Consider the following 21,014-nt stretch of genomic DNA (forward strand, 5'->3'; position numbering starts at 1 on the left):
GCCGGGAGGGCCGCACGTGCAGAGTGACACCCTCGGCGTCAGGGTGAGAGTGGCGGACTGCTCGCCATCCGGAGCGCGCGAGGGTCGCAGTCGGAACCTTGACCGGTTCGTCACCGGTCACCGCAAACCGCCCGACGACCTGGACCGTGCTGCCAGCAGCGACGCGGAACGGCTCGAACGGGGGCAAGGCCCGAGGCGACGAGGCCACGGCGGCGAATACCTGATCGGGACGAAGGGCGACAGACGCCCCCTGTCCCGCAACTCCCATCGCTGCGCCGAGCTCCACCCCCACGACGTCGAGGGCGTGGGCGCAGGGGTTCTGGAGCATCCCCAGGGTGACGTCCCAGAACCGGTTTACCCGTCATTCGCCACCCACGAGTTGTGCATGAGTGTGCACACTCGTGTATGTTTATGCACATGGTGAGAGCGGCAGTGGCAGGGGCGAGCGGGTATGCCGGAGGCGAGATCCTCCGGTTGCTGCTCGGGCACCCCGAGGTCGAGATCGGCGCGCTGACGGCGGGTTCCAGTGCCGGTCAGCGTCTGGGGGACGTCCACCCTCACCTCACGCCGCTCGCCGACCGGGTCATCGAGGACACCACGCTCGAGGTGCTCGCCGGGCATGACGTGGTGTTCCTCGCCCTGCCTCACGGCCACTCGGCCGCGCTCGCCGCGCAGCTGCCCGACTCGGTCACGGTGATCGACTGCGGCGCGGACTTCCGGTTGCGCGACGAGTCGGCGTGGACGACCTTCTACGACACCCCCTATGCCGGGTCGTGGGCCTACGGCCTGCCCGAGCTGCCCGTGGGCGGTGGCAGCCAGCGCGAGGCGCTCGTCGGGACCAGCCACATCGCAGTACCAGGCTGCTACCCGACTGCCGTCTCGCTGGCCCTCGCCCCCGGGTATGCCGCCGGGTTGCTGTCGGGGGAGGACGTGGTCGTCGTGGCGGCATCCGGCACCTCGGGCGCCGGCAAGTCCCTGAAGCCGCACCTGCTCGGCGCCGAGGTGATGGGAGCGATGTCCCCCTACGGCGTCGGTGGGGTCCACCGGCACACCCCCGAGATCGAGCAGAACCTCACGGCGGCCGGGGGAGTGGACAGCACCGACGTCCGCGTGTCCTTCACGCCAACGCTCGCGCCGATGCCACGGGGGATCCTCGCGACCTGCACCGCCCGCCTGGCCGACGGCGTGAGCGACACCGACGCACGCGGCATACGGGAGGCGTGGGCGAAGGCCTATGCCGACGAGCCGTTCGTCCACCTCCTGCCCGAAGGGCAGTGGCCGTCCACCGCGAGCGTCCTGGGCAGCAACTGCGTGCACATCCAGGTCACGTTCGACGACAGGACCGGGCGGGTCATCGCCGTCGCGGCGGTGGACAACCTCACCAAGGGAACGGCAGGTGCCGCTGTGCAGTGCATGAACCTCGCCCTCGGGCTGCCCGAGACAACCGGCCTGCCGATCGCAGGGGTGTCGCCATGAGCCTCCCGTTGCACCTGATGCGGCACGCCGAGCCGGTCGCCTTCGTCCGGCTGCCGGCCGGCCAGGAGCCCGCGTGGGACTGGCGGACCGGCCCGCTGGCCTCGATCACCTACACCGACAGCGAGACCTCGGTGGTCTGCGCGTTCGACTCGGTGCCCAAGGACGCTCGGGTGCAAGGACCGCTGACCGCGTTCGAGATCGCCGGGCCGCTGGACTTCTCGACGGTCGGTGTCCTGTCGGGCCTGCTCGAGCCGCTGGCCAAGCAGGGCATCAGCATCCTCGCGCTCTCGACCTACGACACCGACTGGATCCTCATCGGTTCCGAGCACGCCGACGAGGCGATGGCCACCTGGAAGCGTGGGGGCAACACCGCGGCACCGGCCAAGCTCTCGGGAGGCACCTCATGAGCGTGACCGCAGCGCAAGGTTTCCGGGCGTCCGGCGTCGTCGCCGGCCTCAAGGCCAGCGGAAACCCTGACCTCGCACTSGTCGTCAACGACGGCCCGGACCACCACGGCGCGGCAGTGTTCACCAGCAACAGGGTCGAGGCCGCCCCGGTCACCTGGTCGCGCCAGGTCGTCGGTGACGGCCGGGTCGATGCGGTGGTGCTCAACTCCGGTGGTGCCAACGCGTGCACGGGTGCCCAGGGCTTCGCCGACACCCACGCCACGGCCGAGAAGGTCGCCGAGGTCCTCGGCGTCTCCGCTGGTGACGTCGTCGTCTGCTCGACCGGTCTGATCGGCGAGCTGCTGCCCATGCCGGCACTCCTGGAGGGCGTCGAGCGCGCCGCCGGTGACCTTGCGGCGGACGGTGGCGTGGCCGCGGCGACCGCGATCAAGACCACCGACACGGTCCACAAGGTGGCGCAGGCACAGCGCGACGGCTGGGTCGTGGGCGGGATGGCCAAGGGCGCCGGCATGCTCGCTCCGGCGCTCGCCACGATGCTCGTCGTCGTGACGACCGATGCCGTCGTCGCGCCCGCGGAGCTGGATGGCGTCCTGCGCGCCGCCACAGCCGTGACCTTTGACCGCATCGACTCCGACGGCTGCCAGTCCACCAACGACACGGTCGTCCTGCTGGCGTCCGGCGCCTCCGGGGTCACGGTCGACGCAGCCGACCTCACTGCGGCCGTCACCGAGGTCTGCGCGAGCCTCGCCAGGCAGCTCATCGCCGACGCCGAGGGCGCCCGCCACGACATCGCCATCGAGGTGCGGACCGCTGCCTCCGTGGACGACGCGCTCGAGGTGGCTCGCTCGATCGCCCGCAACAACCTGTTCAAGTGTGCGGTCTTCGGCAACGACCCCAACTGGGGGCGCGTGCTCGCCGCCGTGGGCACCACCAAGGCTGCCTTCGCCCCCCACCAGCTCGACGTGTCGATCAACGGCGTCGAGGTATGCCGCGCGGGCGGCGTGGGCGAGGACCGCACCCTCGTGGACCTCACCCCCCGCGAGGTCCACGTGGTCGTCGACCTCCACGCCGGAGACCGCTCGGTCACGGTCTGGACCAACGACCTCACCCACGACTACGTCCACGAGAACTCGGCCTACTCCTCATGACCCCACCGCCCAGCCGTCCGACCAACACCGTTCGCGGCCACATCGGGGCCGCCGCCCTGCGCGTCGCCCAGGGCAAGGCCCAGACGCTCGTCGAAGCGCTGCCCTGGCTCGAGCAGTTCCGGGGCGCCCTCGTCGTCGTCAAGTACGGCGGCAACGCGATGGTGGACGACGGCCTCAAGGCCGCCTTCGCCCAGGACGTGGCCTTCCTGCGGTATGCCGGGCTGCGGCCCGTGGTCGTCCACGGCGGTGGTCCCCAGATCGCGACCATGCTCGACCGGCTGGGTCTGCAGAGCGAGTTCCGGGGCGGCCTGCGCGTCACGACGCCCGAGGTGATGGACGTCGTGCGGATGGTCCTCACGGGTCAGGTCGGTCGCGAGCTCGTCGGGCTGCTCAACCAGCACGGTCCCGTGGCCGTGGGGCTGTCCGGCGAGGACGCCGCCCTGTTCGGCGCCCGCCGCCGCGGCACCCGCGTCGACGGTGAAGAGGTCGACCTCGGACTGGTCGGGGACGTCGAGACGGTCAACCCCGGGGCGGTGCAGGACATCCTGGACGCCGGGCGCATCCCCGTCGTGTCCACCGTGGCTCCCGACCTCGACGTCGAAGGCCAGGTCCTCAACATCAACGCCGACACGGCCGCCGCAGCACTGGCCGTCGCGCTGAAGGCCCAGAAGCTCGTCATGCTCACCGACGTCGAGGGCGTGTACGCCGACTGGCCGGACCGTGACTCGCTGCTGTCGTCGCTGACCGTGAGAGGAGCGCAAGAGCTGCTCGCCAAGGTCGACTCAGGGATGATCCCCAAGCTCGAGGCGTGCATCCGGGCGGTTGAGGGTGGCGTCCCCCAGGCGCACGTCATCGACGGACGCCAACCCCATTCCCTCCTCCTGGAGGTCTTCACCTCCGAGGGGATCGGCACGATGATCGTCCCGGACGAGGAGTCCTGATGGGTGCGCGCAACGACGAGCTGTTGGCCCGCTACCAGCGCTCGGTCATGGGTGTCTTCGGACTTCCGCCTCTGGTGCTGTCGCACGGCAGCGGGTGCCACGTCTGGGACGTCGACGGCAACCGCTACCTCGACCTCGTCGGCGGCATCGCCGTCAACGCGCTGGGCCACGGCCACCCGGCGCTGGTGAGTGCGATCAGCAAGCAGGCAGGTGAGGCGATCCACGTCTCCAACCTGTTCACCTCCGAGGGGCAGATCGCCCTGGCGGAGCGGCTGATCGAGCTCGCCGGCGCCCCAGAGGGCTCCGCCGTCTTCTTCGCGAACTCGGGGGCCGAGGCGATCGAGGCCGCGATCAAGCTGAGCCGCCGCACCGGCCGGTCGGGCATCGTCGCCGCCGAGGGAGCCTTCCACGGACGCACGACGGGTGCCCTGGCGCTGACCCACAAGCCCGCGTACCGCGAGCCCTTCGAGCCACTCATCGCCGGCGTCAGCCACGTCCCGTTCGGGGATGGAGCCGCCCTCCGTGCCGCCGTCACGTCCGAGACCGCCGCCGTCGTCCTCGAGCCGGTGCAAGGTGAGGCCGGCGTGCTGAGCCCCGGCACGGCATACCTCCAGCTGGCCCGTGAGCTGACCCGGGAGCATGGCGCCCTGCTCGTCCTTGACGAGATCCAGACGGGCATCGGCCGCACCGGGACGTGGTTCGCCTTCCAGCAGGCGGGCATCGTCCCCGACGCCATCACCCTCGCCAAGGGGCTCGGCGGGGGAGTGCCCATCGGCGCGCTCGTCGCCTTCGGTCCCGAGGTGGCGGGGCTGCTCACGGCAGGTCAGCACGGCAGCACCTTCGGCGGCAACCCGCTCGCGGCGGCCGCCGGGCTGGCGGTCCTGGAGACCATCGAGGACCAGGGGCTGCTCGCCCACGCCGCGCAGGCTGGACAGCACCTCGCGGATTCCGTTCTCGCGCTTGGTCATCCGCTCATCACGGAGGTGCGTGGGGCCGGACTCCTGCGCGCCATCGTGCTCTCCCGGCCGGTGGCCGCGCAGGTGGCGTCCCTGGCGCGCGACGCGGGATTCATCGTCAATCCCGTTGCGCCGCAGGCGATCCGGCTTGCGCCACCTTTGGTCATCAGCACCGAGGAGCTGGACTCCTTCGTCAACGCCCTGCCCGCGCTGCTCGACGCAGCCACCAACTCCGAGGACACCGCATGAGCCTTCGTCACTTCCTGCGCGACGACGACCTGACCGCCGAAGAGCAGTCGCTGGTCCTCCAGCGGGCGCTCGAGCTGAAGGCTGCACCGTTCTCCCGACGTCCCCTCGAGGGCCCGCGCACCGTGGCCGTGGTGTTCGACAAGCCGACGCTGCGCACCCAGGTGTCCTTCGCCGGCGCCATCACCGGGTTGGGCGGCTACCCCCTCGTGGTGGACGGCAACCTCGCCCAGATCGGGGTCCGCGAGTCCATCGCCGACACGGCAAAGGTACTGGGCCGTCAGTCCGCAGCCATCGTGTGGCGCACCTTCGGCCAGGACCGCATCGAGGAGCTCGCTGCCCACGCCGGCGTCCCGGTGGTCAACGCGCTGACCGACGACTTCCACCCGTGCCAGATCCTCGCCGACCTCGTCACCGTCCTCGAGCACAAGGGCGCCCTGCCGGGCCTCACGCTCGGTTATGTCGGGGACGGCGCCAACAACATGGCCCACTCCTACCTCCTCGGCTGCGCCCTGTCCGGCATGCACGTCCGCATCGGGACGCCCACCAGTCACCAGCCCGACCCCGCCATCCTCGCGCGGGCCACCGAGATCGCCGCCGCGCAGGGTGGCTCGGTGCTGGTCACCGACGACGCCGGGGCAGCGGTCAAGGGTGTCGACGTCGTGGTCACCGACACCTGGGTCTCGATGGGGATGGAGGAGGAGAAGGGCGAGCGTCAGGGGGCGGCCAGCCCGTTCACGCCGTACGCCGTGACCCAGGAGCTCATGGCCCAGGCGGCGGCCGACGCCATCTTCCTCCACTGCCTGCCGGCCTACCGGGGCTTCGAGGTCGAAGCCGCAGTCATCGACGGACCCCAGTCCGTGGTCTGGGACGAGGCCGAGAACCGCCTCCACGCACAGAAGGCCCTCCTGTCGTTCCTCCTCGAGGGCGCCGAAGGCACAGAGGAGGCCTGAGCCGATGAGCCTCGCTGCCACCCGGACCGGTCGCCAGCAACGGATCGTGACCATCCTCGGGCGCACCGAGGTCCGGTCGCAGAACGAGCTGCTCGACCTGCTCGCCGACGACGGGATCGACGTCACCCAGGCCACCTTGTCGCGTGACCTCCTGGAGCTCGGGGCCGTCAAGGTCCGCTCCGGACGCACGCTCGTCTATGCCGTGCCGGGGGAGGGTGGCGACCGCACCGCTCGTCCGGCGCCCGACCGCACCCAGCTCACCGCCCGACTACGGCGGGTGTGCGAGGAGCTGCTCGTGACGGCCGAGCCGTCGCACAACCTCGTCGTGCTGCGCACTCCTCCGGGGGCGGCGAACTACCTCGCCTCGGCCATCGACCACGCGGCACTGGCGGGGGTGCTGGGCACCATCGCCGGTGACGACACCATCATGGTCATCACCACCGGGACCGCGGCCAGCCGCAAGGTTGCTACCGACCTCCTCGGCCAGGCCACCCCCCACACGGAGGAGAACGAGTGAGCGAGGAGAAGGTCAGCCTCTGGGGCGGACGCTTTGCGGGAGGGCCGGCCGATGCGCTGGCCGCGCTCAGCAAGTCCACCCACTTCGACTGGCGGCTCGCGCAGTACGATATCGCCGGGTCACGAGCCCACGCCCGGGTGCTGCACTCCGCGGGCCTGCTCGACGATGACGGCCTCGACGCCATGCTCGCGGGGCTGGCCCAGCTGGCCGACGACGTGCGCTCCGGGGCGTTCCTGCCGGCCGAGGACGACGAGGACGTGCACACCGCCCTCGAACGCGGCCTGCTCGACCGGGCGGGAGCCGACGTCGGTGGACGGCTGCGCGCCGGCCGGTCCCGGAACGACCAGGTGGCCACCCTGTTCCGGATGTACCTGCGCGACCACGCCCGGTCGGTGGCGGCGTTGGTGCTCGACGTCGTCGACGCCCTCGTCGACCAGTCCACCAGGAACGCCGACGTGCCGATGCCGGGGCGCACTCACCTGCAGCACGCCCAGCCGGTCCTGCTCGCACACCACCTGCTCGCCCACGCCTGGGCCCTGTTGCGCGATGTCCAGCGGCTCCAGGACTGGGACGCGCGGGCTGCGGTCTCGCCATACGGCTCCGGCGCGCTCGCTGGCTCCTCGCTCGGCCTCGACCCCGAGGCGGTCGCCGCAGACCTCGGGTTCACCACATCGGTCGAGAACTCCATCGACGGCACCGCCTCCAGGGACTTCGTCGCCGAGTTCGCCTTCGTCGCCGCGATGACCGCGGTCGACATCTCGCGGCTCGCCGAGGAGGTGGTGATCTGGGCGACCAAGGAGTTCTCCTTCGTCAGGCTCGACGACGCCTACTCGACCGGGTCGAGCATCATGCCGCAGAAGAAGAACCCCGATGTCGCCGAGCTGGCGCGCGGTAAGGCTGGTCGCCTCGTCGGCGACCTGACCGGCCTGATGACCACCCTCAAGGCGTTGCCGCTGGCCTACAACCGCGACCTCCAGGAGGACAAGGAGCCGGTGTTCGACGCCGTCGACACCCTCGAGGTCCTCCTGCCGGCGTTCAGCGGGATGGTGGCGACGATGGTGTTCGACACCGACCGGCTCGCCTCGCTGGCGCCGCAGGGCTTCTCGCTGGCCACCGACATCGCCGAGTGGCTGGTCCGTGAGGGAGTGCCGTTCCGGGTGGCCCACGAGGTCGCCGGCGCGTGCGTCCGGGTCTGCGAGGACCGGGGGATCGAGCTGTGGGACCTGACCGACGCCGACCTGGCGGAGGTCTCGGAGCACCTGACGCCGGGAGTTCGCAGCGTCCTGTCCGTCGAAGGCTCGCTGGCCTCCCGCAACGCCAAGGGAGGCACCGCACCGGAGCGGGTCGCGGAGCAGCGGAACCGGGTCGTGGAGGCGGTCAACGCTGCCCGTGCGTGGGCCAGCGTGCCCATCGTGGTGCGCTGACGGCATACCCGTCGGCCGGCTTCCGAGAAATCTCGGGAGCCACGCGATAGGTTCGTGACGCGGGTCACAGGCGATCCGCATCCTCCTTGCGAAGGGAAGGTGTCATGGGCGTCAGCGACGACCTCACGGCGGCTGCGGGACACGTGGCCGGGCTCCGACGGGCGGTGACCGCGCTCTCCAAGGAGCTCGGCAACACCATCGACATCCAGCGGCTGCGCGACGACGTCGTGCGCCTTGCCGACGACGTCGACCTCGTGGCCCGAGGTGCCGGAGTGGGCTCCCAGGACCGCGCCGGAGGCCCGGGCGAGATCGTCTTCATCACGGACGAGGAGTACGACCCCTCCCTGTGGTCCGACGCCGAGGACGAGGGCGTCGGCCCCTCCAGGGACCACTGAGGTGGCCTACGTCCCCTTCAGCGGAGGCGTTCATGCACCAGGCCGGGCCCGCATCGCGGCTCGCACGCTGCGCGAGGACCGCTGGTGGCTCCAGCCGTTCGTCACCTTCGTCTGCTTCACGGCCTGGCTCCTCTATGGCCTGGTTCGCGCGAGCCTCCAGAAGGACTACTTCGTCGCCGACTACGGCTACCTCACGCCGTTCTACTCGCCCTGCCTGTCCACCTCGTGCGTCCCGGGCTCGACCCACTTCGGCACGCCCTTCGGCGAGTGGCCCGCGCTCATCCCGTTCGCCGCGCTCACGCTGCCGTTCCTGCTGCTCTTCCGGCTGACCTGCTACTACTACCGCAAGGCCTACTACCGCTCGTTCTGGGTGAGCCCCCCCGCGTGTGCGGTTCCCGAGGCGCACCAAGCCTACTCCGGGGAGACCCGGTTCCCGCTCATCATGCAGAACCTGCACCGCTACTTCTTCTACGCCGCCGTGGTGATCTCGCTCATCAACACCTACGACGTGCTTCACGCGTTCCGCGGCAGGGACGGCGGCTTCGGGCTGGGTCTGGGCACACTGATCCTGCTGGCCAACGTCGTGCTCCTGTGGTGCTACACGCTGGGTTGCCACTCCTGTCGCAACATCGTGGGCGGGCGGCTCAACCACTTCAGCAAGCACCCGTTGCGCTACAAGGCGTGGGGCCTGGTGGGCAAGCTCAACGCCCGCCACATGACCTACGCCTGGGTGACCCTCGGCAGCCTCGTCGTCACCGACGCCTACATCGCGCTGGTGGCTTCCGGCTCGATCTCCGACCTCCGCCTCATCAACTAAGGGACCGCCTGTGACCGACCTCGAACGCCACGAGTACGACGTCATCGTCATCGGAGCCGGCGGTGCCGGGCTGCGGGCGGCGATCGAGGCTCGCGAGCAGGGGCTGCGGACCGCTGTGATCTGCAAGAGCCTGTTCGGCAAGGCGCACACGGTCATGGCCGAGGGCGGCATCGCGGCGTCGATGGGCAACGCCAACGCGAAGGACAACTGGGAGACCCACTTCCGCGACACGATGCGTGGCGGCAAGTTCCTCAACAACCCGCGGATGGCCGAGCTCCACGCCAAGGAAGCCCCCATGAGGGTGTGGGAGCTCGAGACCTACGGCGCACTCTTCGACCGCACTCCCGACGGCAAGATCAGCCAGCGCAACTTCGGGGGCCACGAGTACCCCCGGCTCGCGCACGTCGGCGACCGCACCGGCCTCGAGCTGATCCGCACCCTCCAGCAGAAGATCGTCAGCCTCCAGCAGGAGGACCACCGCGAGACCGGCGACTACGAGAGCCGGCTCCGGGTCTTTGCCGAGCTCACCATCAGCGACATCCTCAAGGGCGAGGACGGCGCCGTCTCGGGTGCGTTCGGCTACTGGCGCGAGTCAGGCCGCTTCGTGCTGTTCTCTGCGCCGGCCGTCATCCTCGCCACGGGGGGTATCGGCAAGTCCTTCAAGGTCACCAGCAACTCGTGGGAGTACACCGGCGACGGCCACGCGCTGGCCCTGCGCGCCGGCGCCTCGCTCGTCAACATGGAGTTCATCCAGTTCCACCCCACGGGCATGGTCTGGCCGCCTTCGGTCAAGGGCATCCTCGTCACCGAGTCGGTGCGCGGCGACGGCGGAGTGCTGCGCAACTCCGAGGGGAAGCGCTTCATGTTCGACTACGTCCCCGACGTCTTCCGTGGCCAGTACGCCGACACTGAGGAGGAGGCGGACCGCTGGTACAAGGACCCCGAGAACAACAAGCGACCCCCAGAGCTGCTGCCCCGGGACGAGGTTGCCCGCGCCATCAACAACGAGGTCAAGGAGGGGCGCAGCTCACCCCATGGTGGCGTCTTCCTGGACGTGTCCACGCGTCTGCCCGCCGAGGAGATCCGCCGCCGGCTCCCGTCGATGCACCACCAGTTCAAGGAGCTGGCCGACGTCGACATCACGGCCGAGCCCATGGAGGTCGGCCCCACGTGCCACTACGTCATGGGCGGCGTCGAGGTCGACGCCGACACCGCGGCCACCAGCGTGCCCGGACTGTATGCCGCGGGCGAGGTTGCTGGGGGCATGCACRGTTCCAACCGCCTCGGCGGAAACAGCCTGTCGGACCTGCTCGTCTTCGGCCGCCGGGCGGGTGTTGGCGCGGCGGAATACGTTGGTGCACTGGGGAACTCACGTCCCGCCATCCGCGACACTGACGTCGACCAGGCCGCCGAGACGGCACTGGCGCCGTTCCGGGAGGCCTCGGAGAATCCCTACACGCTCCACCAGGAGCTCCAGCAGAAGATGAACGACCTCGTCGGGATCATCCGGCGTGAGGGTGAGGTCCGCGAGGCCCTAGACATGCTTGACGACCTTGACGAGCGCGCCAAATCCGTTGGGGTGGAAGGCCATCGGCAGTTCAACCCCGGATGGCACCTCGCAGTCGACCTCCGCAACATGCTCGCGGTGTGCCGCTGCGTCGCCCTCGCGGCACTGGAGCGCACCGAGTCCCGCGGTGGACACACCCGCGAGGACTTCCCGGCCATGGACCCGCAGTGGCGAGGGGTCAACCTGATCTGCACGCTCGACGAGTCCGGCGGCGTGCAGCTCAAGCGGCAGCCGGTGCCCGAGATCCGCCAGGACCTGCTCGAGCTCTTCGAGCGCACCGAGCTGTCCAAGTACCTCACCGAACCCGAACTGTCCCGCCTCGACGCGGGCGGTGCCCACAGTGCGCAGGGGAGTGACCAGTCATGAGCTACGAGGCCAAGTTCAGGGTGTGGCGGGGCGATGCCGGCGGCGGTGGCCTCGAGGACTACGCGGTCGAGGTGAACGAGGGTGAGGTCGTCCTCGACATCATCCACCGGCTCCAGGCGACCCAGACGCCAGACCTCGCGGTGCGCTGGAACTGCAAGGCCGGCAAGTGCGGGTCGTGCAGCGCCGAGATCAACGGCATGCCGCGACTGCTGTGCATGACCCGGATGAGCACGTTCACGGAGGACCAGACCATCACGGTGACGCCGCTGCGGACCTTTCCGGTGATGCGCGACCTGGTGACCGACGTGTCCTTCAACTACCAGAAGGCGCGTGAGGTGCAGGCGTTCTCCCCACCCGCGGACCTGCAGCCCGGCGAGTACCGCATGCAGCAGGTCGACGTGGAGCGCAGCCAGGAGTTCCGCAAGTGCATCGAGTGCTTCCTCTGCCAGGACGTCTGCCACGTGGTGCGCGACCACGAGGACAACAAGACGAACTTCGCGGGCCCGCGCTTCCTGATGCGGGTCGCGGAGCTCGACATGCACCCGCTCGACACGGCAGACCGCCGTCCGGCGGCCAAGGAGGAGCACGGGCTCGGCTACTGCAACATCACCAAGTGCTGCACCGAGGTCTGCCCCGAACACATCAAGATCACCGACAACGCGCTCATCCCACTCAAGGAGCGTGTCGTCGACCGCCACTACGATCCCGTCGTGTGGCTGGGCAACAAGATCCGTCGTCGCGGCGCCTGACCCGCGCGTTCTTCGCCGGCGACGTCCTCGACGTGGCTCCGGCCCTGCTCGGGGCCACGATCACGCACGCGGGGGTCACCGTGCGACTCACCGAGGTCGAGGCGTATGCCGGGGAGTCCGACCCCGGGTCGCACGCCTTTCGTGGGCCGACCCCGCGCACGGAGGTGATGTTCGGCCCGGCCGGCCACCTGTACGTCTACTTCACCTACGGCATGCACTGGTGCGCGAACATCGTGTGCGGACCGAACGGGAAGGCCAGCGCAGTGCTCCTGCGCGCCGGTGAGGTGGTGGCAGGCGAGGACCTCGCGGCTTCCAGACGCGTCGGGGTGGCGCGTCGCGACTGGGCGAGGGGTCCGGCTCGTCTCGCGACGACCCTCGCCCTGAGCGGCGAGCAGTCCGGCCTCGACGCCTGTATGCCGCGTGGCCCCGTCACGCTGGAGGGTCCGGTCCGCGGCGCGCGCGACTACCCCGTCCGGTCCGGTCCCCGCGTCGGGGTGTCGGGAGCAGGGGGTGACGACGCGGCATACCCCTGGCGGTTCTGGCTGGACGGTGACCCCACCGTCTCGGCGTACCGACCGGCACGGGATCGATCGACCACGGCCCGTGCACGCAGGAACAGTGCATAGGGCAGGCTGTGCGACGTGCCGCGACAGCGCGGCACGTCGTGCGACGCGAAGGAGCGACCCACCGTGAGCAACATCCTCGACGAGCTGCAGTGGCGGGGACTGGTGGCCCAGACCACCGACGAGTCCGCGCTGCGCGACGCCCTCGCCGACGGGCCGATCACGGCGTACTGCGGCTTCGACCCCACCGCACCGTCACTGCACTTCGGAAACCTCGTCCAGCTGGTGGTGATGCGACACCTGCAGCGAGCAGGACACCGGGTCATCTGTCTCGTCGGTGGGTCGACCGGGCTGATCGGGGACCCCCGACCCTCGTCCGAACGCGTCCTCAAGACGAAGGAGCAGACTGCCGAGTGGGTGGCGAACATCGAGCGGCAGGTGCGTCCCTTCCTGTCCGTCGAGGGCGACAACCCCGCGATCTTCGTCAACAACCTCGACTGGACCGCCCCGATGTCGGCCCTGGACTTCCTGCGTGACATCGGGAAGCACTTCCGGGTCAACCAGATGGTGAAGAAGGACGCGGTGGCGGCCCGGCTGAACTCCGAGGAGGGGATCTCCTACACCGAGTTCAGCTACCAGCTGCTGCAGGGCCTGGACTACCTCCAGCTGTTCCGCGACTACGGCTGCACGCTGCAGACCGGTGGGCAGGACCAGTGGGGCAACCTCACCGCGGGGTCCGACCTCATCCACCGGGTGGAGGGCGAGTCGGTGCACCTGCTGACGACGCCCCTGCTCAYGGATGCCGCCGGCAACAAGTTCGGCAAGAGCGAGGGCAACGCCATCTGGCTGTCCCCCGAGATGACCAGCCCCTACGCCTTCTACCAGTACTGGATCAACACCGAGGACGCCTCGGTGGTCACGCTGCTCAAGGTCTTCACCGACAGGTCGGCCCCTCAGATCGCGGAGCTCGAGAAGTCGCTGGCGGAGAAGCCGTTCCTGCGTGAGGCGCAGAAGGCCCTGGCGGCCGATGTGACGACGCTCGTCCACGGAGCGGCGGCGACGGCCGCTGTGCAGGCTGCCTCCGAGGCGCTGTTCGGCAAGGGGGACGTGTCGGCGCTCGATGAGCAGACCCTCGTCGACGCGACCGGCGAGCTGCCCGGGGGAGAGGTGGCCGTGGGGACGTCGGTCACCGACGCCCTCGTGGCGGTGGGACTGGTGGACTCCCGAAACGCAGCCCGCCGGGCGATCGGTGACGGCGGCGCCTCGCTGAACAACGTCAAGCTGGTTGACCCGGAGCAGGTGCTGCAGGAGTCCGACTTCCTGCACGGGCGGGTGGCGCTGCTCCGCCGGGGCCGCAAGTCCCTGGCCGCAGGGCGACGGCGTTCCTGAGGCCCACAGGCCGCTGACCAGCGGATTTGTGTTTTGCAGCAGGCGCCGTCTACTGTTCTCGACGTCAGCCCGACAGGGAGGAACGGACACCACCGCGGTGAACGAGAGTTCACGCGAAGTAGGCCGGTCCCGGGGCAGACCCCACCGAACGGCAACTGGGAAACCAGGACGCTTCGGAGCGCCCGCAAGGGTGGTCAGGAGCGGGTCGAGAGACTGCTACAGTGGGCGCCCCGCCGCAAAGCAAGCGCTTCGCCGGAGGGCATCCGCACCGCCTGAAAGGGCAGTCGGACGCCGGACAGCGAGTTTCTGGAAACAGAGACAGCCTGCTAGAGTGGGACACCTCGCGGAGAGCCAAGCGCGCTCGATCCACCGCTTCCTGCTGGAAGCGCAAGGATTTGACGCCCAAGAGCGATGCGAGTAACTTTGAAGGGTTGCCCCGGAGACAGACCGAAAGGTCAGTCGATGGTGCGCGTCCGAACCTTGAGAACTCAACAGCGTGTCAAAAATCGATGCCAATTACCTCGTCTCGAGGTGGCAGCGAACCAGGCCTACGGCTTGGGGATGCAGTCACGTCGAACGAAAATCCTTTGGTTGACAATGAATTTCTAGCAATAGCTAGTTGTTCTTGCTCAGTCAGTGAAACAACCCTTCTTGGGTAGCAGTTTCGTGGTCTTCGGACCACGAGCTAAACATCAATGGAGAGTTTGATCCTGGCTCAGGACGAACGCTGGCGGCGTGCTTAACACATGCAAGTCGAACGGTGACGGTGGGAGCTTGCTCCTACCTGATCAGTGGCGAACGGGTGAGTAACACGTGAGTAACCTGCCCCAGACTCTGGAATAACCCCGGGAAACCGGAGCTAATACCGGATACGAGACGAAGCTGCATGGCTATCGTCTGGAAAGTTTTTCGGTCTGGGATGGACTCGCGGCCTATCAGCTTGTTGGTGAGGTAATGGCTCACCAAGGCGACGACGGGTAGCCGGCCTGAGAGGGCGACCGGCCACACTGGGACTGAGACACGGCCCAGACTCCTACGGGAGGCAGCAGTGGGGAATATTGCACAATGGGCGAAAGCCTGATGCAGCGACGCCGCGTGAGGGATGACGGCCTTCGGGTTGTAAACCTCTTTCAGCAGGGAAGAAGCGAAAGTGACGGTACCTGCAGAAGAAGCACCGGCTAACTACGTGCCAGCAGCCGCGGTAATACGTAGGGTGCGAGCGTTGTCCGGAATTATTGGGCGTAAAGAGCTTGTAGGCGGTTTGTCGCGTCTGCTGTGAAAATCCGGGGCTCAACCCCGGACTTGCAGTGGGTACGGGCAGACTAGAGTGTGGTAGGGGAGACTGGAATTCCTGGTGTAGCGGTGAAATGCGCAGATATCAGGAGGAACACCGATGGCGAAGGCAGGTCTCTGGGCCACTACTGACGCTGAGAAGCGAAAGCATGGGGAGCGAACAGGATTAGATACCCTGGTAGTCCATGCCGTAAACGTTGGGAACTAGGTGTGGGTCTCATTCCACGAGATCCGTGCCGCAGCTAACGCATTAAGTTCCCCGCCTGGGGAGTACGGCCGCAAGGCTAAAACTCAAAGGAATTGACGGGGGCCCGCACAAGCGGCGGAGCATGCGGATTAATTCGATGCAACGCGAAGAACCTTACCAAGGCTTGACATATGCGAGAACGCTGCAGAGATGCAGAACTCTTTGGACACTCGCATACAGGTGGTGCATGGTTGTCGTCAGCTCGTGTCGTGAGATGTTGGGTTAAGTCCCGCAACGAGCGCAACCCTCGTTCTATGTTGCCAGCACGTAATGGTGGGGACTCATAGGAGACTGCCGGGGTCAACTCGGAGGAAGGTGGGGATGACGTCAAATCATCATGCCCCTTATGTCTTGGGCTTCACGCATGCTACAATGGCCGGTACAAAGGGCTGCGAAACCGCGAGGTGGAGCGAATCCCAAAAAACCGGTCTCAGTTCGGATTGGGGTCTGCAACTCGACCCCATGAAGTCGGAGTCGCTAGTAATCGCAGATCAGCAACGCTGCGGTGAATACGTTCCCGGGCCTTGTACACACCGCCCGTCAAGTCACGAAAGTCGGTAACACCCGAAGCCGGTGGCCCAACTCTTTGAGGGGGAGCCGTCGAAGGTGGGACTGGCGATTGGGACTAAGTCGTAACAAGGTAGCCGTACCGGAAGGTGCGGCTGGATCACCTCCTTTCTAAGGAGCACTGGTCGCGAAAGCGATCCAGAGCCTGGTCTGTAGGCGTACGTCCTACACCAGGAGCTCAAGGGTGGAACATCGATTATTTGGCGCTGACATCAACTCGCAAGCAAGTACAGGTCTTCGGACTGGGAACGCGATCGAGAGGGTGCCGGCGCCTGACACGTTGTTGGGTCCTGAGGGCTTCGGGCGAAAGCTTGAACCTCAGGCCGGTAGATCGGCCAGGACCCTTCCCACGGATGAACCACCGCACGGTGCTGTTGAACAGACACACTGCGGTAGGCACCGACACGGGGAAGGGGCCGCCCGTACCTTGAGAACTACACAGTGGACGCGAGCATCTTTGTAAACTCAAGTTTATAAGGGCAAACGGTGGATGCCTTGGCACCAGGAACCGAAGAAGGACGTAGGAATCTGCGATAAGCCTCGGGGAGTCGATAACCAGACTGTGATCCGAGGATTTCCGAATGGGGAAACCCGGCTGGAGGCAAGTCCAGTCACTCCCGCCTGAACACATAGGGCGGGTAGAGGGAACGTGGGGAAGTGAAACATCTCAGTACCCACAGGAAGAGAAAGCAACCGCGATTCCGTGAGTAGTGGCGAGCGAAAGCGGAACAGGCTAAACCGATCATGTGTGATAGCTGTCAGGCGTTGCATGGTCGGGGTCGTGGGACTTTTCAGTCAGTACTGACATTCTGACATGGAGTCAAAAATGCGCGTTATAGTCGAAGGGCATTGAAAGGCCCGGCACAGAGGGTGCGACCCCCGTAGACGAAATGATGTGCACTCCAGAGAAGTATCCCAAGTAGCACGGGGCCCGAGAAATCCCGTGTGAATCTGGCGGGACCACCCGCTAAGCCTAAATATTCCCTGGTGACCGATAGCGGACAAGTACCGTGAGGGAAAGGTGAAAAGTACCCCGGGAGGGGAGTGAAATAGATCCTGAAACCGTTTGCCTACAATCCGTTGGAGCCTCCTTGTGGGGTGACAGCGTGCCTTTTGAAGAATGAGCCTGCGAGTTAGTGCTCAGTGGCGAGGTTAACCCGTGTGGGGAAGCCGTAGCGAAAGCGAGTCCGAATAGGGCGATTTAGTCGCTGGGTCTAGACCCGAAGCGGAGTGATCTACCCATGGCCAGGTTGAAGCGACGGTAAGACGTCGTGGAGGACCGAACCCACTTAGGTTGAAAACTGAGGGGATGAGCTGTGGGTAGGGGTGAAAGGCCAATCAAACTCCGTGATAGCTGGTTCTCCCCGAAATGCATTTAGGTGCAGCGTCACGTGTTTCTTACCGGAGGTAGAGCTACTGGATAGCTAATGGGCCTCACCAGGTTACTGACGTTAGCCAAACTCCGAATGCCGGTAAGTGAGAGCGTGGCAGTGAGACTGCGGGGGATAAGCTCCGTAGTCGAGAGGGAAACAGCCCAGACCACCATCTAAGGTCCCTAAGCGTGTGCTAAGTGGGAAAGGATGTGGAGTTGCATTGACAACCAGGAGGTTGGCTTAGAAGCAGCCACCCTTTAAAGAGTGCGTAATAGCTCACTGGTCAAGTGATTCCGCGCCGACAATGTAGCGGGGCTCAAGCACACCACCGAAGCTGTGGCATTGACACTTTGCCCGGCCGTGACATCTGAGGATCCACGGTCCAAGCGTGTTGATGGGTAGGGGAGCGTCGTGTGGCCAGGGAAGCGGCGGAGTGATCCAGCCGTGGAGGCCACACGAGTGAGAATGCAGGCATGAGTAGCGAATGACGGGCGAGAAACCCGTCCGCCGAATATCCAAGGGTTCCAGGGTCAAGCTAATCTGCCCTGGGTAAGTCGGGACCTAAGGCGAGGCCGACAGGCGTAGTCGATGGACATCCGGTTGATATTCCGGAACCGGCGAAGAACCGCCCATGACGAACCTAGTGATGCTAAGCGCCTGAAGCTCGATGACGTCTTCGGACTGATTCGAGTGGAGCGCGCGACCCGATCTAGTACTAGTCAAGCGATGGAGAGACGCAGGAAGGTAGCTGAGCGTGGCGATGGTAGTCCACGTCTAAGGGTGTAGGGAGTGAGATAGGCAAATCCGTCTCACACATATCCTGAGACCTGATGGGTAACCCGTATGGGTGAAATCAGTGATCCTATGCTGCCAAGAAAATCTTCTAGCGAGGTTCGAGCCGCCCGTACCCCAAACCGACTCAGGTGGATAGGTAGAGAATACCAAGGCGATCGAGTGAATCGTGGTTAAGGAACTCGGCAAAATACCCCCGTAACTTCGGGAGAAGGGGGGCCCTGATCGTGACGGCACTTGCTGCCCGAGCGTGATCGGCCGCAGAGACCAGGGAGAAGCGACTGTTTACTAAAAACACAGGTCCGTGCGAAGTCGCAAGACGATGTATACGGACTGACGCCTGCCCGGTGCTGGAAGGTTAAGAGGACGGGTTAGTTCTTCGGGACGAAGCTCAGAATTTAAGCCCCAGTAAACGGCGGTGGTAACTATAACCATCCTAAGGTAGCGAAATTCCTTGTCGGGTAAGTTCCGACCTGCACGAATGGCGTAACGACTTCTCCACTGTCTCAACCACGAACTCGGCGAAATTGCACTACGAGTAAAGATGCTCGTTACGCGCAGCAGGACGGAAAGACCCCGGGACCTTTACTACAGCTTGGTATTGGTGTTCGGTACGGCTTGTGTAGGATAGGTGGGAGACTTTGAAGCCGGCACGCCAGTGTCGGTGGAGTCAACGTTGAAATACCACTCTGGTCGTTCTGGATATCTAACCTCGGTCCGTGATCCGGATCAGGGACAGTGCCTGGTGGGTAGTTTAACTGGGGCGGTTGCCTCCTAAAAGGTAACGGAGGCGCCCAAAGGTTCCCTCAGCCTGGTTGGCAATCAGGTTTTGAGTGTAAGTGCACAAGGGAGCTTGACTGTGAGACAGGCATGTCGAGCAGGGACGAAAGTCGGGACTAGTGATCCGGCGGTGGCTTGTGGAAGCGCCGTCGCTCAACGGATAAAAGGTACCCCGGGGATAACAGGCTGATCTTGCCCAAGAGTCCATATCGACGGCATGGTTTGGCACCTCGATGTCGGCTCGTCGCATCCTGGGGCTGGAGTAGGTCCCAAGGGTTGGGCTGTTCGCCCATTAAAGCGGTACGCGAGCTGGGTTTAGAACGTCGTGAGACAGTTCGGTCCCTATCCGCTGTGCGCGTAGGAAACTTGAGAAGGGCTATCCCTAGTACGAGAGGACCGGGATGGACGAACCTCTGGTGTGTCAGTTGTTCTGCCAAGAGCACGGCTGATTAGCTACGTTCGGAAACGATAACCGCTGAAAGCATCTAAGCGGGAAGCGTGCTTCAAGATGAGGTTTCCATGGACTTAGGTCCGAGAGGCTCCCAGCTAGACTACTGGGTTGATAGGCCAGACGTGGAAGTGCAGTAATGCATGTAGCTGACTGGTACTAATAAGCCGATAACTTGATTACAAAGATGCTACGCGTCCACTGTGTGGTTCCCGAGATACGGTCGGGAAACTGAACCACTGATTGATATCTCCATAGAGTTTCGGCTGTCATAGCGAAGGGGAAACGCCCGGCTCCATTCCGAACCCGGAAGCTAAGCCCTTCAGCGCCGATGGTACTGCACTGGTTACGGTGTGGGAGAGTAGGACGCAGCCGGACATACTTTCAAAAGGGCCATCCCCATCGGGGATGGCCCTTTTGCATTCCCTTTTGCCTTTGATTCCCGGGGCATGAGCCCCGGCCCAAGTCCCGCAGCCCGTGGGCGGTGGTGCCCGGGGTGACCGCAGTCCGTAGACTGCGACCGATTACGTGCATAGCGAGGAGCAGATCGTGCCCGAGAACCAGCCAGGCCGAGGTGGCCAGGACCGTCGTCCCTCATCGGGTGGTGGTCGCCCCACCGGTGGTCGTCCCTCCAGTGGCCGTCCCTCCAGTGGCCGTCCCTCTACCGGACGCCCTGCCAGTGACCGCGGTGGTCGAGGCGGTTCGAGCCCGCGTGGCGCGTCCGCGTCCCGCGGCGGTTCGGCACCTCGCGGTGGGGCACGGGATGCCAGTGCATTCGACAACGGCGAGCGCGGCGGTCCACGTCTGGCCCCGAAGAAGCCCAAGCTGCCGGAACCTCGCATCGCCGATGGTGTGACGGGCAAGGAGCTGGATCGTTCGGTGCACCAGCAGCTGCGCACCCTGAGCAAGGAGAATGCCGAGGGGGTGGCGCAACACCTGGTGATGGCCGCGGCCCTGCTCGAGGTGGACGACCTCGAGAGCGCTGAGGCCCACGCGGAGACAGCGGTTCGTCGGGCTGGACGAGTCCCGGCCGCCCGCGAGGCGCTCGGCCTGGTGGCGTACCGCAAGGGGGAGTGGGCACGCGCCCTCAGCGAGTTCCGCACCGCGCGCCGACTCAGTGGCTCCTCGCACCTGCTCGCGCTCATGGTCGACTGCGAACGCGGTCTCGGCCGGCAGGAGCGCGCCCTCGAGCTCGCCATGTCTCCGGAGGCGAAGACCCTGGCCGTCGAGGACCGGGTGGAGCTGGCCATCGTGATCTCCGGCATCCGTCGCGACCTCGGCCAGCTGGAGGCTGCCCAGCTGGCGCTGGAGATTCCCCAGCTCAAGGCGGGGCGCAAGCCCTGGACGGCGCGGTTGTCCTATGCCTACGCCGAGACGCTCCTGGCCCTCGGCCGTGAGGACGACGCCCGAGAGTGGTTCGCGCGGGCGGCCGACGCTGACGACGACCTGGAGACCGACGCCGCCGAGCGTCTCGCCGAGCTGGACGGCGTCATCCTGACCGACCTGCTCGAGGGTGAAGAGGACGACGCGGACGACGGCGAGAGCGCCGCAGACACCCCGTCCGCTGGCGGAAGGGCTCCCGGCGAGGACGCCCGCTAGC

15 protein-coding genes and 3 rRNA genes are annotated in these 21,014 nt (G+C 66.2%); all 18 read left to right on the forward strand.

Going from position 1 to position 21,014, the window contains the following annotated elements; translation table 11 throughout:
* The first annotated feature begins 417 nt into the window (after positions 1–417).
* The 18 genes from argC (at position 418) to AC1DXJ_RS00455 (ending at position 21,013) form a co-directional block, all read left to right on the forward strand.
* Complete coding sequence (gene argC / locus AC1DXJ_RS00370) at positions 418–1,476, forward strand: N-acetyl-gamma-glutamyl-phosphate reductase (protein ID WP_477632022.1); 1,059 nt, start codon at positions 418–420, stop codon at positions 1,474–1,476.
* Positions 1,473–1,883 (forward strand): ACT domain-containing protein, encoded by a 411-nt coding sequence (locus AC1DXJ_RS00375; protein WP_477632023.1) that lies wholly within the window; start codon positions 1,473–1,475, stop codon positions 1,881–1,883. The genes argC and AC1DXJ_RS00375 overlap by 4 nt, the downstream gene beginning before the upstream one ends.
* Positions 1,880–3,031, forward strand: a complete 1,152-nt coding sequence (argJ, locus tag AC1DXJ_RS00380; protein ID WP_477632024.1) for a bifunctional glutamate N-acetyltransferase/amino-acid acetyltransferase ArgJ — start codon at positions 1,880–1,882, stop codon at positions 3,029–3,031. Before AC1DXJ_RS00375 ends, argJ begins: the two co-directional genes overlap by 4 nt.
* On the forward strand, positions 3,028–3,972 hold the full coding sequence (gene argB / locus AC1DXJ_RS00385) for an acetylglutamate kinase (RefSeq protein WP_477636122.1): 945 nt from the start codon (positions 3,028–3,030) through the stop codon (positions 3,970–3,972). Before argJ ends, argB begins: the two co-directional genes overlap by 4 nt.
* Entirely contained in the window at positions 3,972–5,177 is a 1,206-nt protein-coding gene (locus tag AC1DXJ_RS00390; protein WP_477636123.1) for an acetylornithine transaminase, read from the forward strand. Before argB ends, AC1DXJ_RS00390 begins: the two co-directional genes overlap by 1 nt.
* The gene (argF, locus tag AC1DXJ_RS00395) at positions 5,174–6,127 is read left to right on the forward strand and encodes an ornithine carbamoyltransferase (protein ID WP_477632027.1); all 954 of its coding nucleotides are present in this window, start codon (positions 5,174–5,176) and stop codon (positions 6,125–6,127) included. Before AC1DXJ_RS00390 ends, argF begins: the two co-directional genes overlap by 4 nt.
* Before the next feature lie 4 nt (positions 6,128–6,131).
* Entirely contained in the window at positions 6,132–6,644 is a 513-nt protein-coding gene (locus AC1DXJ_RS00400) for an arginine repressor (RefSeq protein WP_477624721.1), read from the forward strand.
* Complete coding sequence (gene argH, locus AC1DXJ_RS00405; RefSeq protein WP_477632028.1) at positions 6,641–8,068, forward strand: argininosuccinate lyase; 1,428 nt, start codon at positions 6,641–6,643, stop codon at positions 8,066–8,068. Before AC1DXJ_RS00400 ends, argH begins: the two co-directional genes overlap by 4 nt.
* Positions 8,069–8,172: 104 nt before the next feature.
* Positions 8,173–8,463, forward strand: coding sequence for a hypothetical protein (locus AC1DXJ_RS00410; protein ID WP_477612668.1), 291 nt, complete (start codon positions 8,173–8,175; stop codon positions 8,461–8,463).
* A 1-nt stretch (position 8,464) separates the two neighbouring features.
* A complete protein-coding gene (locus AC1DXJ_RS00415) occupies positions 8,465–9,280 on the forward strand; it encodes a hypothetical protein (protein WP_477632029.1) in 816 nt (271 codons plus the stop codon).
* Positions 9,281–9,290: 10 nt separating this feature from the next.
* A complete protein-coding gene (locus AC1DXJ_RS00420) occupies positions 9,291–11,213 on the forward strand; it encodes a fumarate reductase/succinate dehydrogenase flavoprotein subunit (RefSeq protein WP_477636124.1) in 1,923 nt (640 codons plus the stop codon).
* Positions 11,210–11,962, forward strand: a complete 753-nt coding sequence (locus AC1DXJ_RS00425; protein ID WP_477612671.1) for a succinate dehydrogenase/fumarate reductase iron-sulfur subunit — start codon at positions 11,210–11,212, stop codon at positions 11,960–11,962. The genes AC1DXJ_RS00420 and AC1DXJ_RS00425 overlap by 4 nt, the downstream gene beginning before the upstream one ends.
* Positions 11,926–12,588 carry a DNA-3-methyladenine glycosylase gene (locus AC1DXJ_RS00430; RefSeq protein ID WP_477636125.1) on the forward strand — a complete coding sequence of 221 codons (663 nt, stop codon included), beginning with the start codon at positions 11,926–11,928 and terminating at the stop codon, positions 12,586–12,588. Before AC1DXJ_RS00425 ends, AC1DXJ_RS00430 begins: the two co-directional genes overlap by 37 nt.
* A 63-nt stretch (positions 12,589–12,651) precedes the next feature.
* Positions 12,652–13,914 (forward strand): tyrosine--tRNA ligase, encoded by a 1,263-nt coding sequence (gene tyrS / locus AC1DXJ_RS00435; protein WP_477636300.1) that lies wholly within the window; start codon positions 12,652–12,654, stop codon positions 13,912–13,914.
* 692 nt (positions 13,915–14,606) lie between these two features.
* A 16S ribosomal RNA gene (locus AC1DXJ_RS00440) occupies positions 14,607–16,132 on the forward strand.
* 352 nt (positions 16,133–16,484) lie between these two features.
* Positions 16,485–19,597, forward strand: a 23S ribosomal RNA gene (locus tag AC1DXJ_RS00445).
* 78 nt (positions 19,598–19,675) lie between these two features.
* Positions 19,676–19,792 (forward strand): 5S ribosomal RNA (gene rrf / locus AC1DXJ_RS00450).
* The 16S, 23S and 5S rRNA genes sit together here, the layout of an rRNA operon.
* Before the next feature lie 474 nt (positions 19,793–20,266).
* The gene (locus tag AC1DXJ_RS00455; protein ID WP_477636126.1) at positions 20,267–21,013 is read left to right on the forward strand and encodes a tetratricopeptide repeat protein; all 747 of its coding nucleotides are present in this window, start codon (positions 20,267–20,269) and stop codon (positions 21,011–21,013) included.
* The last annotated feature ends 1 nt before the right edge of the window (position 21,014 follow it).

Source organism: Pedococcus sp. P2_D9 (assembly GCF_056404275.1).

Coding starts and splice junctions, on each gene's coding strand:
- AC1DXJ_RS00375 (WP_477632023.1), top strand. CDS start 1,473: ATGAGCCTCCCGTTGCACCTGATGCGGCACGCCGAGCCGGTCGCCTTC.
- AC1DXJ_RS00400 (WP_477624721.1), top strand. CDS start 6,132: ATGAGCCTCGCTGCCACCCGGACCGGTCGCCAGCAACGGATCGTGACC.
- AC1DXJ_RS00410 (WP_477612668.1), top strand. CDS start 8,173: ATGGGCGTCAGCGACGACCTCACGGCGGCTGCGGGACACGTGGCCGGG.
- AC1DXJ_RS00425 (WP_477612671.1), top strand. CDS start 11,210: ATGAGCTACGAGGCCAAGTTCAGGGTGTGGCGGGGCGATGCCGGCGGC.
- argC (WP_477632022.1), top strand. CDS start 418: ATGGTGAGAGCGGCAGTGGCAGGGGCGAGCGGGTATGCCGGAGGCGAG.
- argB (WP_477636122.1), top strand. CDS start 3,028: ATGACCCCACCGCCCAGCCGTCCGACCAACACCGTTCGCGGCCACATC.
- AC1DXJ_RS00390 (WP_477636123.1), top strand. CDS start 3,972: ATGGGTGCGCGCAACGACGAGCTGTTGGCCCGCTACCAGCGCTCGGTC.
- argF (WP_477632027.1), top strand. CDS start 5,174: ATGAGCCTTCGTCACTTCCTGCGCGACGACGACCTGACCGCCGAAGAG.